Source organism: Mycobacterium sp., from assembly GCF_035506235.1.
Lineage (GTDB): Bacteria > Actinomycetota > Actinomycetes > Mycobacteriales > Mycobacteriaceae > Mycobacterium.
In genome coordinates this window covers 1-14,532 of the sequence record NZ_DATJPU010000130.1, presented here as the reverse complement: position 1 = coordinate 14,532, position 14,532 = coordinate 1, and the positions used below count along the sequence as shown (strand labels likewise).

Below are 14,532 nucleotides of genomic sequence, written 5' to 3'. Positions count from 1 at the left end.
GGCGTCGATTGATGAATTGCTGGATCGGGCGGTGGCGGCGATTAACCGTGGTGATCGGGCGGCTGCGACGGCGCTAGCGGGGCAGATATTGGCCACTGACCGCGACAACACCGAGGCCGAGGACTTGCTGGCAGCCGCTCCAACTGTGAACGGTGAGATCCGGCGGTTGACGATTTTGTTCGCCGACTTGGTGGATTCCACGGTGTTGTCCACCCGGGTCGAACCGGAGACTTATCGACTGCTGGTGGGCCGCTACCACGAACTGGTGCTGAAGATCGTGGACCGCTATGAGGGGCATATCGGCTCCACTAAAGGCGACGGGCTACTGGTCGTGTTCGGTCACCCGATCGCGCACGAAAACGATGTGCGCCGCGCGGTGCAGTCCGGACTGGAGATCACCCGGGAGGTGCAGCGGTTCAGTGAACAGGCGCAGCGCCAGCTCGGCGTGGACATCACGGTGCGCGTTGGGGTTCATCGTGGCCTCGTATATCTGGACACCGCCCAAGATGACGTGTACGGCTTAGCGGCGAATCTGGCCGCACGGGTGTCGGGACTTGCCCCGCCAGGGAGGGTGGTCGTCTCCGGCGCGGTCGAGCCGCTGGTCCGCAAGCATTTCGACTTAGAGGATCGCCCCCCCGCGCCGGTGAAAGGTATAGAGGAATTGATCGCCCATTACCGAGTGGTGGGTGAGCGGACTAGGTCCTCGCGGGTGGGGCGTGGTCCGTTGGTGGGCCGAGCGCGCGAGACGTCACGTCTCGAACGGAGCTGGGCGCGCGCCGAGGCAGGCACGCTCAGTGTGCCGGGGCTCGTCTTTCGGGGTGAACCCGGGATCGGCAAGAGCCGACTGGCGGCCGCCGCCGCGCATATCGCGGAACGCTCGGGCGCAGTCGTGCTCGAATTGGCCGGGTCGCCCTTCCACACGGATGTGGGTCTACACCCGGTGCGGGCCCTGATCGAACGTCGATGCGGCATTGACCGCTCCACCGAGATGACTGAGCGATTGCGCTTGTTACACAACGAGATTGGCGCCTGCGGTCTCGATCCCGCAACCACCGTGCCATTGTTGGCGCCGGTGCTCGGCATCGCGCCGGAACACGGCTACCCACCGGTGCCCGCCGAAGGTCGTAAGTTGCAGGACCTGATCGCCGCGGCGGTGCATGAGTATCTGCACGCCTGTCTTGGTGACGCATCGGCCCTGGTCGTTGCCGAGGATGCGCACTGGTTCGACCCGTCGACCTTCAACGTACTGGGTGCGCTGCTCGACGCGCATCCGGGCAAGTTGCTCATCGTCATTACTGGCCGGCCCGGGGGATGGCTGCCCGAGGCTTGGCCAGTCAAAGTGTTCGACCTGGCACCGTTGACCGATGAGCAAACCGACGAGCTGATCGCCGCACTAAACCCCATGATCAGTGCCGAGCAGAAGGCGGCGGTGCACGACCGCTGCGACGGGATTCCCTTCTACATCGAACAGATCGTGGCCAGACTCGATAATCACAGCGGAGATGAGCCTTCGGTTCCCGAGGCGCTGTATGAGCCGCTGTTCGCCAGGCTGCGCTCCAGTGCGAACGTGGTCCCGGTGGTCGAGGCGGCCGCTGTCATCGGCCGACACGTCGAGCGGGGCTTGCTGACCAGGGCGTCCGCTCTCAGCGCCGACGAGGTCGACGACGCCATCGACGAACTCGAACGCGCCCTGGTGCTCGAGCCGTGCGGAGTCGACCGATGGCGGTTCCGCCACGAGTTGCTGCGGGAGGTCGGCCTCGAGCTCGCACCACTGAGCGTCCGACGCGAACTGCACGCTCGGGTCGCCGACGTACTCGTCGACGATGCGGCCGGTGGCCAACCCGACTGGCGTGTCGTCGCCGGCCATTACGAACGCGCCGAACGGTACGCCGCGGCCGCGTCGGCCTACCAACAGGCGGCAACCGACGCCGGGCGCCGCGGCGCCGTGGCGGAGGCGCGTGATTACCTCACACACGCACTGGCCGGACTTGACGGGACCGCACCCGGAGAGGACCGCGACCGCCAAGAGCGGGTCTTGCGGCTACAACGCGGGTTCTTCGCCTCCGCCGCCGAGGGGACGGGATGCCAGGCCGCGGCCGCCGACTTCGAACGCTGTCTACAGTTGTGCGGCACGGACCTGTGCGACGACGAATTTGTCGCCACGCTCATCGCTGTCGCGGCGTATTACTTCACCCGCGGAGATCTGCGCCGTACCGCTCAGGTGTTCGAGTCGTTACGCACGGCGCCAGAGTCAGGCCGACCTTTTTTCCGCACCGTCGTCGATGCGATCCTGGCGATATTGGCGTGGTTCCGCGGGGATATGGACGCCGGCAGACGTCGCGTCCAGGAGGCGATCGGCGACTTCGCCACGTCGGACGGCGAGGAGATCTACCTGGCGTGGTGGTTCATACCTGCGGATCCCTTCGCGCTGGCGTTTCAAGTCCTCGGCTTGGATTGCCTTGTTCATGGTGATCTGGCCGGCGCGCAAGCACAGCTCTCCCGCGCGGCGGCCAGGGCCGATCGCCTCGGGTTTCCGCAAGGCCCCTGGAGCCGTGCCTACGCGGGCTTCTTCCAGGCCTGGGCGTGCATTGAGGCAGGCCAGCTCGAAGACGCCGCCACTCTCGCGGCTGATGCGATCGAATGGTCCGATCGTTACGGCATCGATGGATGGCGACTGATGTGCGCCGCCGAGCAGGTGGCTGCAAGCGCGCTGACGTCACTGGCGCAGGCGACAACCGCCGACCGTCCTGCTTTGTTGGCGCACGTCGCCACCATTACCGAGTCGCTTGACGAGGCCTGGCGCATCTCTGGAATCGTTATCTACCGGGGTTTCCTAGAGTGCGTACGAGCTCGATTGATCATCGCCGCCGGAAAATGCGACGACGCGCGCCGGATCCTCGACGCCGCGCTGCAAAGGGCTGACGACAGCAACGAACACTACTACGACGCCGAACTTCTGCGGATTCGCGCCCACACACTCGCCGATCTCGACGCACGCGCAGAAGGGTTGGCGGACGCCGCCGAGTTGGCCCACCGCCAGGGCGCGTTCTTGTTCGAACTGCGCGCGGCGCTCGACGATTTCGAGTCGCGTGGCGAGCTGGCGCGTGCCGCACTCATCGACGCGGTCAACCGAATGCCGGCCGACAGCACCATGCCCGAAGTGGCGCGGGCCCGCCGCGTTCTCACCTAGAACCCTCGGCCGGAATCATTCCGAATTGATAACAATCGGTCCTGTCGAAAGCCACCCCATCCAGACGGAAATAGCGACGACGACATCGTCCCCGACACAAAGCAGCCCGTGTTCGCGCGCTCTAATACATCCGTCTGAACAACTCAACGACCGGTGCGAGCTCGGCGGCGTTGGTGATCAGATCGACGTGTCCGCCGGAGTGAAGATGCAGAGTCGAATTGGGGAGCAGCCGATCCAGGATCCTGGCGTTGGCGAGCGGGACGACGGGGTCGTCGAGTCCGGCGACAATCATTGTCCGTTGCCGGATCATGGGTAACGCGAAGATGCTCGTCCACACCGAACCGGCGAGCAGCTGATGCAGATATCCCACGCGGGAGCCGGCCATCAGCTGGCGGTCGAACAAGCGCTTGACGACCGACGGGTCGGTGCGGACCGTCCCACCGTAGAGGTCAGCGGCGATCGAGGCCGCGTATTGGTGGTCGAGGAAGCGGCGTGGTGTGAGCAGTTTGGCCAGCACACCCGGTTTGGCGGGCACCATGATGATGCCGTTCCCGGCGGAGACGAGGATCAGTCGCCGGCAGTAGCGTGGGTTCTGAAAGGCGAACTGCTGTGCGAGCGCGCCACCCCACGACAACCCGAGGACATCGACCGCCCCGGTGTTGAGATCGAGCTTGCGCAAAAGTTGCCGCAGTACTGCGGCGAGGTAGGGAAACCCATAGGGCACTGGTGAACCCGGTGAACCGCCGGTTCCGGGTGCGTCGAACCGCACCACGGTGGTGTCCGGATCAAGGTGTGCCACCACTGGATCCAACACTTCGAGGCTGGCGCCGATGCCATTGCACAAGACCAGCGGCACCCCCGTGCCGGTGCGGACGTTGACCCGGATCTGTTGCCCCAGCACCGGAATGAGACGGTCCATGCCGGCCCGATTGGACGCTGACGCGTTCATGGTTGCGGCACCATGACATCGGCAACGCAGGCGGAGCGATGTGCACCGTCGATGTCGTAGGTCAGCTCGAACACCGACTCCACACCCGAGGTCTTTTGGTGCGCGTTCCGCACGGAGACGGTGTCGAAACGGTGGGCGACATCATCAAGCAGATCTGTCGGTTTGTCGAGAGGGATGGTCATAACGAGTCTTTCGGTCCTCGGAGGTCAGTGTTGGAGTACGTAGCTGCCCGGTGCGGGCTCCACGGGCATCATGCCGGCGCCGCCGAGCGAGTCCGGGGCGTCCTTCTTGTTGCCGCTGCGCTCGGCCAGCCAGGCGACGTAGTCCGGCCACCACGATCCGGCGTGCTGCTCGGCGGAGTCGGCCCAGGCGGCCGGATCGGGCTGCTCGGCGTCGGCGACGCAGTAGCTGGCCTTGGCATTGCCCGGCGGGTTGACCAGCGCGGCAATGTGCCCGCTGGACGACAGTACGAAGCGGCGGTTCGTGCTGCCCAGCAGCCGCGCGCTGCGGTAGCAGGCCTGCCAGGGCGAGATGTGGTCAGCCACCCCGGCCACCACATAGGAATCAACGCCTAGCTCGCCCAGATCCACCGGCGTGCCCAACATGGTGACCCCGCCCGGGGTGGCCAGGGAATTGTGTACCCCCATCATCACGAGGTCGCGGTGCAGCGCGGCGCTCATCCGGGTGGTATCGGCGTTCCAGAACAACACATCGAAGGCCGGCGGCGACTTGCCCTCCAGATAGTTGTTCACCCAGTAGCGCCACACCAGATCGTTCGGGCGAAGCCAGGCGAACACCTCGGCCAAGAACCGGCCATCCAGATATCCCTTCCGGGCCGAGAGCGCGACCGCGATGTCGGCCACCTCCGCGTCAATGGCTGCCGCGGCGACACCGGCTTTGTGCTGATCGAGCACCGTCACCATCAACGTCAAGCCGGCCAACCGGTCGCCTTGCCCGGCCGCGGTCAGGTGCGCGGCCGTCATCGCCGCCAGGATGCCGCCCGAGCAGGACGCCTGCACATGCGTGCGATCAGAGCCGGTGATCTTCTCCACCGCGTCCAGCGCGTCCAGGATCGCGCGCCCGTAGGTATCAAACCCCCAACTGCGGTGCTCAGCGGTGGGATTGCGCCACGAGATCGCGAGCACCTGCACGCCTTGGCGCAGGAAGTATTCGATCATGCTGCGCCCCGGCGAGATGTCCAGGATGTAGTACTTGTTGATCACCGGTGGCACCATGAGCAGCGGCACCGCATACACCTTGTCGGTCTGCGGGGTGTACTGGATCAGCTCGAACACCTCGGTCCGAAAGACCACCGAGCCGGCGGTGGCGGCGACGTTCTCCCCCACAGTGAACGCGTCGGGTTCCACCATCGACGGCACCCGCGGCGCCGACACCATGTCAACAAGGAAGTGCCGCAGCCCCCGCACCGCGCTGAGCCCCCCGGTGTCGATGAGCGCCTTGTATCCGAGCGGGTTCAGCAGCGGGTTGTTGCTCGGCGAGAGGCCCTCGGTGATCACGTCTAACGCGAAGCGGATCCGCTCGGCGTCGCGCCGATCCAGATGCGCATCCGCAAACAACTCATCCACCGTGGTGCAGCCGGCCAGATAGGCCTGCATGGTGCGCTTGAGCAAGGGATTGCCTTGCCACGCCGGATCGGCGAAACGCCTGTCGCCCCTGCCCGGTGCCAGATCCGAGCGGCCGTCGGTGATCGACACCAATTCCCGGCCCAGACTTGCCGCGCGGGACGCCACCGTACCCGGCTGCCGGGCGAGGTTGAGGGCGAACCTGCTCCACGTGGTGTTGGGCATCATCCGCTCGGCAATACCGACCGCCGAACTGGTCAACAACAAATCCAACGGCGCCGCCAACTCGTCAGCGCCCCTAGTGGTCACCATGGTGTCATGCCTCCTCACAGACCGGTCCCGTTGCGGGACAGAAGCTTTCCCTCGTCGATCACAATCCGCAGCGCCCCGTCGCGTGCGACTACCAGTTCAGTCCGCGGCGGCGCCGGCAAGCAGATCCACAAGTTCATCGGTGCGCTCCGGCAGCTTCCCGGCAACGGCAGCGACCCGTTTCCTGCACCATGTTGCAATCCATGCCTGGCAGATTAGATCTCGATCAGGCCGCGGCCATCGGCCGCAGGGAACGAAGATCATCCTCACTGTTGTCGCTGACCGATGAGCGTGAGAGCCGCGACCATGACCGCCGCTGGGGCATCGCGCCCCGAACCGAGCGCGTTGTCTCCGGAATACAAAGCGATCTCCGGAATTGGTTGATTGGCGACCCGGCAAAGACCAGCCACGCTCGCTACGGTCTTGCTGAACCCAAAGGCCGGTTGTCCAGCACGCCACCCCGTTGCTAACCGCGGCAATTGGAATTCCAACCATTGCGAAGCAACATGAGAAGGGATATCCCGATGACGCGTAATCCGTCGTTCGATCTGTTCAGGCTGCCTGATGAGCACAACGAGTTGCGCGCGGTGTTGCGGGATCTGTGCGAGCAGGAGATCGCGCCTTACGCCGCGGATGTCGATGAACATTCGCGTTTCCCGGAGGAGGCGCTCAAGGCACTCAGCGCGTCGGGGTTTTCCGCGATCCATGTGCCCGAGGAGTACGGCGGGCAGGGTGCGGATTCAGTGGCGACCTGCATTGTGATGGAGGAGGTGGCCCGCGTTGATGCGTCGGCATCGTTGATCCCCGGGGTGAACAAGCTGGGCACGATGGGTTTGATATTGCGGGGTTCGGACGAGCTTAAGAAGCAGGTGCTGCCGACGCTGGCGTCAGGGGAGGCGATGGCCTCGTATGCGCTCTCGGAGCGCGAGGCCGGCAGTGACCCGGCCGCGATGCGCACCCGTGCGCGCCGCGACGGTGACGAGTGGGTGCTCAACGGCGCGAAGTGCTGGATCACCAACGGCGGCAAGTCCACCTGGTACACGGTGATGGCGGTGACCGATCCGGACAAGGGCGCCAACGGGATCTCGGCGTTCATCGTGCACAAGGACGACCACGGGTTCAGCGTCGGGCCCAAGGAACGCAAGCTGGGCATCAAGGGCTCGCCGACCACCGAATTGTATTTCGAGGACTGCCGCATTCCCGGTGATCGGATCATCGGTGAGCCGGGCACCGGGTTCAAGACAGCGCTCGCGACGCTGGATCACACCCGCCCGACCATTGGGGCGCAAGCGGTCGGCATCGCGCAGGGCGCGCTGGACGCGGCGATCGCCTATACCAAGGGGCGCAAGCAGTTTGGGCGGTCGGTCAGCGATTTTCAAGGTGTGCAGTTCATGCTGGCGGATATGGCGATGAAGGTGGAGGCCGCCCGGCTGATGGTCTACACGGCCGCCGCACGGGCCGAGCGCGGCGAGCCGGCGTTGGGCTTTATCTCCTCGGCCTCCAAGTGTTTTGCCTCCGACGTGGCCATGGAGGTGACCACCGACGCGGTGCAACTGTTCGGCGGCGCCGGATATACCAGTGATTTCCCGGTCGAACGGATGATGCGCGACGCCAAAATCACCCAAATCTATGAAGGAACGAACCAGATTCAACGCGTCGTCATGGCACGCGCACTGCTGAAGTAGCCGCACCGACCGGCGGCACAGTTTCGACCGATGAAGTGCACGCCCACGGTGGCTAACGATCCCCGGCAAGGACCGCCGTGCCGTACCAGTCGCACAGCAGCAGCGCCAGTTCGATGTCGAGCCGGTCGCCGGCTATCGGGCGGCCACGCCGGCTCATCGCCCGACCCAGGCGGTACTTCACGGTGTTGACGTGCAGGTGGAGTTCTTCGCCGGCCAGCTTGTAGCTGGAGTCGCACCCCAGAAAGACCCGCAAGGTGTGCCGCAGCCGGGCGTCGTTCTCGTTATCGGCAGCCAGATCGCCAAGCACCTCGGCCACAAACCCCCGGGCCGGATCGATGTCGTGACACAAAAGCGCCGCCGCCGCCAGCCCTGCGTCGGCGGCCGCGATAACCGTCGACCCCTGCTCACCCCGAGCCAGCGCGACGTCGCGGCCGGCCTGCGCCTGGCGGTGCGAGCGGCGGAAGCCCTCGACACCGGCGGCCATTGTTCCGATCCCGACGCTGGGCGAACCAGAATTCTCCACGGTGAACCGACGGACCTCCTCGACGGCATCGCAAGCGGCCGCGCGGAACGGCAACCACCCCCATCCACACATCCGGTCAGCGGCGACGAACAGCGGACTGGACCCGACATCGGCCGCGCTGCCTAAATCGCGAACGAACCGCTGGAGCCGGGCGACTTCGTTGCCTTCGGTCCCCGTGTCGGGATACCACACGACGATCGCCAGGTGATGCCATCGGATCGGATAGCCGAGCGCTTCGGTTGCCGCGTCGACGTCGATCGTGCTCTTTCCGGCCAGAATCTCCCGAACCCGCAGCGCGCGAACACTGTTCTGGTTTTCCAGCCATCGCTCGCGTTCGCCTTCGTACACGACAACCACCTGCTGAGAAACCCAGTCGATGTACTCGAACAGCATCGCGCCGATCGCCTCGATAACGGCAAAACGTACTGTTGGCTCGATATCGAGCGCGCGTACTTCGTCGAACACGATCTCGGTCAGCCGGCGCTGGCCGAGACGATAAGCGCGGACGAGCGCGTTGACCGGGACGCCGCGTTGCGCCAGCCGCCGCGCGTATTCGAGTGCCGCAGTTGGTGCCTCGACACGTTCCACCGCGATGTCGTGTCGCAATGAGTGCACGATGGTGTCCACGTTTCCCTCGACGCTGGTGCCGAGCAGCTCGACCAGGCCCGCGTCTGCCCGCAGCTCGGGGATGTCGTCCTCGAGGGTGCGGCGGATCTGCGAGGCCACCTCGGCGAGTCGATCGTTAAGCCGGACTGCGGTCTCGGCGACGTAGCGGCTCACATCGACTTTGTTGTTGACGCGAGAATTGCTCACCCTACGACGGTAGATCCTGCGGCTACTGCGTGGTGCGAATTCCCTGTGCGGGCTTTGGCGCCGGTCGACAAGAGCCGGACGCTTCTTGGTGGAACGACGACGGTGTCAAGCCTCACGCCGATTCGTAGCGTTGTTGCACATCACACCGCCGCCGCCAGGCAGCGGCACCGTATTCGGGTCGGCGCTAGCAGGATCGCGCCGCCGTTGAGAGGGGAAATCCGTTGACCGTCACCACAACTGAGTTTGCGCCGGACGAGACCGAACTCGACGCCATGGAGACGGACCTGCTCGCCGGCGACTGCGACATCGTCATCCCCGGGGACGTCGAGGTCGGCGACGCGGCCACCGGGATCGGTGGCCTCGAGGTCCGCGGGGTCGGCCTGACCATCGGTCGCGCGCGCACCCTGCTGGACGATGTGTCGTTCTCTGCGCGGCCGGGCACGGTGACGGCGGTGATCGGGCCCTCGGGTGCGGGCAAGTCGACGCTGGCGAAGGTGATCGCCGGGGCGATGCGGCCGACCCGGGGCGCGGTGTCCTTTGAGGGCCACGACGTCCACGGCGCTTACTCCGAGCTGCGCAGTCGGATCGGAATGGTGCCCCAAGACGACGTGGTGCACTGCCGGCTGACCGTCCAGCAGGCCCTCGGCTATGCCGCCGAGCTGCGGTTGCCGTCGGACACCGGCAAACAAGACCGCGATCTGGTGGCCGCTGCGGTGCTCGCGGAACTCGAGATGACCGATCACACGCAGACCCGGGTGCACAACTTGTCCGGCGGGCAGCGCAAACGCGCATCGGTGGCGCTGGAGCTGCTGACCGGCCCGTCGCTGTTAATCCTCGATGAACCCACCTCGGGGTTGGACCCGGCGCTGGACCGGCAGGTTATGACCATGCTGCGCAAGCTCGCCGACGCCGGCCGTGTCGTCATCGTCGTTACCCATTCGCTGACCTACCTGGATGTGTGCGATCAGGTGCTGCTGTTGGCCCCCGGCGGCAAGACGGCGTTCTGCGGGCCCCCATGCGAGATCGGCGCCGCGATGGGCACCACCGACTGGGCCGATATCTTCACGCAAGTCGGCGCCGACCCCGACGCGGTGCACCGCAGCTTCCGGCAGCGCACCACAGCTCTGCCTACGCCAGCGGAGCCCGACAAGCGCGCCTACCCCAGCAAGCCGGTGCGCACCAGGCTCTGGCGACAGTTCTCCACAATCGCGCGCCGCCAAGTGCGGCTGATTGTGTCCGACCGCGGATATTTTGCGTTTTTGGCGGTGCTTCCGTTCATCCTGGGCTTGCTTTCGCTGGCCGTGCCCGGGCACGTCGGCTTCGGCATGCCCAATCCGCTCGGGGACAACCCCGACGAGCCGGGGCGGATCCTGGGGCTGCTCAACATTGGCGCGGCATTCATGGGCATCGCGCTGACCATTCGCGACCTGATCGGCGAACGCGCGATCTTCCGGCGCGAACAGGCCGTCGGCCTGTCGACGTGGGCGTATCTGCTGGCCAAGATCTGCGTGTATGGCACCGCCGCGGTGATTCAGTCCTTGGTCCTAACCGCGATCGTGGTGTACGGCAAGGGCGCCCCTACCCGGGGTGCGGTATTTCTGGGCAGTCCTAGCCTGGAATTGTTCGTCGATATCGCTGCCACCTGCGTTGCTTCGGCCGTCCTGGGCCTGGTGCTATCGGCGTTGGCTCGGTCCAACGAGCAGATCATGCCCATGCTGGTGGTCTCGGTGATGGCGCAGCTGGTGTTCTCCGGCGGCATGATCCCGGTGACCGACCGGTTGGTGCTCGACCAGATGTCGTGGGCCACACCGGCCCGCTGGGGTTTCGCCGCCGCGGCCTCGACAGCCAATTTATCCCTGCTGGAACCCCGGCCGCTGGCCCCCACGGACCGGCACTGGATACACGAGCCGTCAGCGTGGCTGGTCGATATGGTCATGCTCGCCGTCCTCAGCTTGTTCTACGCCGGCTTCGTACGGTGGAAGATCCGCCTGACCCACGGGTAAATGCGACACGCCGTCCAGCCGCTAGCGAGCCCGAGCGCGGTCGCCCGCGCGTGAATCTGCACGATGTCCATTCATGGTCCTCTAGGCGGATCCTCTTGCACCAGGCAGGGTTTCGTACTATCCGCCGATCCCCGCGGGCCGGGGATGTCTTCTATAGGGAGTGTCCTGTATGCAGTTTGCGCCGAGTGTCGTTTGCGGTGGCCGTGCTGTCGTCAGAGGACAACAGCCGGACCTAACTTCAGCGATCAACGACGATGGCGTGGCTCACCTGAATTCCTACCGTTATCGCATGTCACATTTCGACACCCATCCAGGAGAACACATGAACCTCCGGGCACTGCCCGAGTTGCGGGCGGCAATGGATCCCGAGAGGCCCGCCGTCGCCGACGACAACGTCAGCCTGACCAACGGCCAGTTCCTGGAGGCGGTGCGCCGGGCGGGCGCATCACTTCGCCGACTCGGTGTGTCGCGCGGCGACGTGGTGGCGATCATGCTGCCCAATACGGCCAGCTTTGTCGTGTCGCTGTTCGCGGCGTGGCGGCTGGGTGCGGCGGTCACACCGATCAACCCCTCGCTGCGACCGGCAGAGGTGCAGTATCAGCTCGCCGACGCCGACGCCAGGGTGGTGATCGTCGACACCGCCCCCGAGTTCGACACCGGCGGACGGCCGGTGGTCATCGCCAGCGACTTGACCGCGCAACCCGCCGACGGGCGGCTGTATTTGGCGCACCTTGACGATGACGCGCTGGCGCTGCTGATCTACACCAGCGGGACCACCGGCCGGCCCAAGGGTGTGATGCTGGATCACGCCAACCTGATCGCGATGTGCCGCAACGTAATCGACGTGTTCGCGCTGACTGGTACCGACCACAGCCTGCTGATCCTGCCTTTGTTCCACGTCAACGGGATCGTCATCGGCACTGTTTCGCCGCTGCTGGCAGGCGGGTGCATCACCGTCGCCGGCCGCTTCAGCCCTAAGAAGTTCTTCAGCAGGGTAGAACAGAGCGGCGCCACGTATTTCTCAGCCGTGCCCACGATCTACACGATGCTGTCCGGGCTGTCCGAGGACGTCAAACCCGACACTTCGTCAGTGCGGTTCGCCATCTGCGGTGCCGCACCGGCCAGTGAGGAGTTGCTGGAGCGGTTCGAATCACGCTACGCCATCCCGATCATCGAGGGCTACGGTCTGTCGGAGGGATCGTGCGCCAGCACCGTCAATCCGTTGCACGGGAAGCGCAAGGCGGGCACCGTCGGACTGCCCCTGCCCGGCCAGACGATTCGGATCGTTGACGCCTCCGGGCGACCGGTAGCCGACGGTGAGGCCGGCGAGGTGGTGATCAAGGGCCCCAACGTGATGCGCGGCTATCTGAACCGGCCCGAGGAGACCGCGAACACGATTGTCGACGGCTGGTTGCACACCGGCGACGTTGGGCGCTTCGACGAGGACGGCTATCTGGTCCTGGTCGACCGGGCGAAGGACATGATCATCCGCGGCGGGGAGAACATCTATCCCCGCGAGATCGAAGCCGTGGTGCACCAGCTGCCGCAGATCGCCGACGCCGCGGTCGTCGGCCGGCCCAATCCGGTCTACGGCGAAGAGCCGGTGCTGTTCGTCTCGCTGCATCCCGGCAAGCAACTCGAAGTCGAGCTGATCCGCGAGCACCTAACCGAGTCGTTGTCGAAATACAAACTGCCCGTTGAGATCACGATCCTCGATGAGCTGCCGAAAAATGCCGTCGGAAAGCTCGACAAACGCAGTTTGCGGCAACGGCTCGCCATAACCCACTGAACCCAAACCACAACAACCATCCACCACCCACCCAACACACATATAGGAGAGCAGAGATGAGCTTCACCAAACCCGAATTCCCCGACGTGGATCCGGACACCTTCCTGCAAAAGCCGCTGATGGAGCGGATGCGCATCCTGGCGCTGAACTGGGCCGAGAACGGTTTCGGATCGCCACGGATGATTCACACCATCTACATCACCAAGCTGGTGCTGTTCTACGCCCTGGGCGCGATTCTGGTGGCCACGCTGACGTCGGGGCTGCCCGCGTTTTGGCATGTCTCACAATGGTGGAACCAGCCGATCGTGTACGAGAAGGCCATCTTGTGGACGGTGCTGCTCGAGCTCTTGAACGTGGCCGGATCGTGGGGTCCGCTTGCCGGCAAGGTCAAGCCGATGACCGGGGGCGTCCTGTTCTGGGCACGCCCGGGCACCATCCGGCTACGGCCGTGGAAGTGGGTGCCCTTCACCGCCGGTGACCGGCGCACCCGTTTCGACGTCGCACTGTATGTCACGCTGCTCGCGAGCGTCGCGGTTGCGCTGTTTTCGCCCGGCGTGCACAGTGATTCGCTGTCGGCGGTGATGCCGGCCAACACCTCCGGTTTGGTCAACCCGGCGCTGCTCATCGCGCCGATCGTGCTGTTGGTGCTGATGGGCCTGCGTGATAAGACGGTGTTCCTGGGCGCACGCGGCGAGCAGTACCTGCCGGCGCTGATCATCTTTGCGGCGTTCCCGTTCAGCGACATGATCATCGCGCTCAAGCTGCTGATCGTGGCGGTCTGGGTCGGCGCCGGGGTGTCGAAGTTCGGCAAGCACTTCGCCAACGTCATCCCGCCGATGGTCAGCAACAGCCCGTCGGTTCCGTTCAAGTGGGTCAAGAGGGCGCACTACCGCGACTTCCCCCGCGACCTGCGCCCGTCTCGGGTGGCCGACCTGATGGCCCACGTCGCCGGCACCACCGTCGAAATCATCGCCCCGCTGACCCTGCTGTTCTCGCCGTGGCCGTGGCTCACGGTGCCTGCTGCGCTGCTCATGGTGGCGTTCCATCTGTTCATCGTCTCGACGTTCCCGATCGCGGTGCCGTTGGAGTGGAACGTGCTGTTCGCCTACGCGACGGTGTTTTTGTTCCTCGGCTTTCCGGCCTGGCACGGCTTCGCGGTGACGAACATGTCCTCGCCGTGGCTGACCGTGGCCGTGGTGGCCGCGCTGCTGTTCTTCCCGATCCTGGGCAACTTCCGTCCCGACAAAGTGTCGTTCTTGCCCTCGATGCGCCAGTACGCCGGCAACTGGGCCTCAGCGGTGTGGGCGTTCGCTCCTGGGTCGGAGGCCAAGCTGGACAAGGTCACCCGCTCCGCGAAAAACCAGCTCGACCAGTTCATCGAGTTTGGCTACGAGCCGCAGTGGGCCGAGATCACCCTGCAGTCGACCCTCGCCTGGCGCACCATGCACAGCCAGGGCCGCGGCCTGTTCTCGGTGCTGCTGAAGAACCTGCCCGACATCGACACCCGCACAGTTCGCGAGGCGGAGTTCCTCTGCAACTCGCTGATTGGGTTCAACTTCGGTGACGGACACCTGCACAACGAAGACCTCATCGCCGCCGTGCAGCAAGAGGTCGGCTTCGAGCCCGGTGAGCTGGTGGTCGCGTGGGTGGAGTCGCAGGGCTGGGGCAGCAAGGTCCAGCACTACAAG

General features: G+C 65.3%; 8 protein-coding genes and 1 pseudogene. 5 read left to right on the top strand and 4 right to left on the bottom strand.

The features are described 5' to 3' along the window. Positions 1-3,190 (top strand): ATP-binding protein (locus VMD50_RS11890; RefSeq protein WP_325427951.1); only part of this gene is annotated, 3,190 nt, incomplete at its 5' end. Positions 3,191-3,311: 121 nt separating this feature from the next. On the opposite strand, the gene VMD50_RS11885 is transcribed toward VMD50_RS11890, so the two are convergent. From VMD50_RS11885 to VMD50_RS11875, 3 genes are read right to left on the bottom strand one after another with little or no spacing between them, the layout of a single operon-like run. Further along, positions 3,312-4,139 (bottom strand): alpha/beta fold hydrolase, encoded by an 828-nt coding sequence (locus VMD50_RS11885; protein WP_325427950.1) that lies wholly within the window; start codon positions 4,137-4,139, stop codon positions 3,312-3,314. Next, positions 4,136-4,321, bottom strand: coding sequence for a hypothetical protein (locus VMD50_RS11880; protein WP_325427949.1), 186 nt, complete (start codon positions 4,319-4,321; stop codon positions 4,136-4,138). The genes VMD50_RS11885 and VMD50_RS11880 overlap by 4 nt, the downstream gene beginning before the upstream one ends. Before the next feature lie 24 nt (positions 4,322-4,345). Next, positions 4,346-6,034 (bottom strand): PHA/PHB synthase family protein, encoded by a 1,689-nt coding sequence (locus VMD50_RS11875; RefSeq protein WP_325427948.1) that lies wholly within the window; start codon positions 6,032-6,034, stop codon positions 4,346-4,348. Positions 6,035-6,555: 521 nt separating this feature from the next. Here VMD50_RS11875 and VMD50_RS11870 point away from each other — a divergent pair. After that, the gene (locus VMD50_RS11870) at positions 6,556-7,716 is read left to right on the top strand and encodes an acyl-CoA dehydrogenase (protein WP_325427947.1); all 1,161 of its coding nucleotides are present in this window, start codon (positions 6,556-6,558) and stop codon (positions 7,714-7,716) included. A 52-nt stretch (positions 7,717-7,768) separates the two neighbouring features. On the opposite strand, the gene VMD50_RS11865 is transcribed toward VMD50_RS11870, so the two are convergent. After that, complete coding sequence (locus tag VMD50_RS11865) at positions 7,769-9,052, bottom strand: PucR family transcriptional regulator (RefSeq protein WP_414686050.1); 1,284 nt, start codon at positions 9,050-9,052, stop codon at positions 7,769-7,771. Between the two features lie 344 nt (positions 9,053-9,396). Between VMD50_RS11865 and VMD50_RS11860 the strand changes: the two are divergent. From VMD50_RS11860 to VMD50_RS11850, 3 genes and pseudogenes are all read left to right on the top strand, one after another. Next, positions 9,397-11,055: pseudogene (locus VMD50_RS11860) on the top strand (ABC transporter ATP-binding protein/permease); the annotation flags it as partial. 322 nt (positions 11,056-11,377) lie between these two features. Next, entirely contained in the window at positions 11,378-12,844 is a 1,467-nt protein-coding gene (locus VMD50_RS11855) for a class I adenylate-forming enzyme family protein (protein WP_325427952.1), read from the top strand. Positions 12,845-12,900: 56 nt separating this feature from the next. Further along, the coding region (locus VMD50_RS11850; protein ID WP_325427945.1) for a DUF3556 domain-containing protein at positions 12,901-14,532 on the top strand (1,632 nt) is incomplete at its 3' end.

What these genes read in the sequence shown, in the direction of transcription:
- VMD50_RS11885 (WP_325427950.1), bottom strand. Translation starts at nt 4,139, where the DNA reads ATGAACGCGTCAGCGTCCAATCGGGCCGGCATGGACCGTCTCATTCCG.
- VMD50_RS11880 (WP_325427949.1), bottom strand. Translation starts at nt 4,321, where the DNA reads ATGACCATCCCTCTCGACAAACCGACAGATCTGCTTGATGATGTCGCC.
- VMD50_RS11875 (WP_325427948.1), bottom strand. Translation starts at nt 6,034, where the DNA reads ATGGTGACCACTAGGGGCGCTGACGAGTTGGCGGCGCCGTTGGATTTG.
- VMD50_RS11870 (WP_325427947.1), top strand. Translation starts at nt 6,556, where the DNA reads ATGACGCGTAATCCGTCGTTCGATCTGTTCAGGCTGCCTGATGAGCAC.
- VMD50_RS11855 (WP_325427952.1), top strand. Translation starts at nt 11,378, where the DNA reads ATGAACCTCCGGGCACTGCCCGAGTTGCGGGCGGCAATGGATCCCGAG.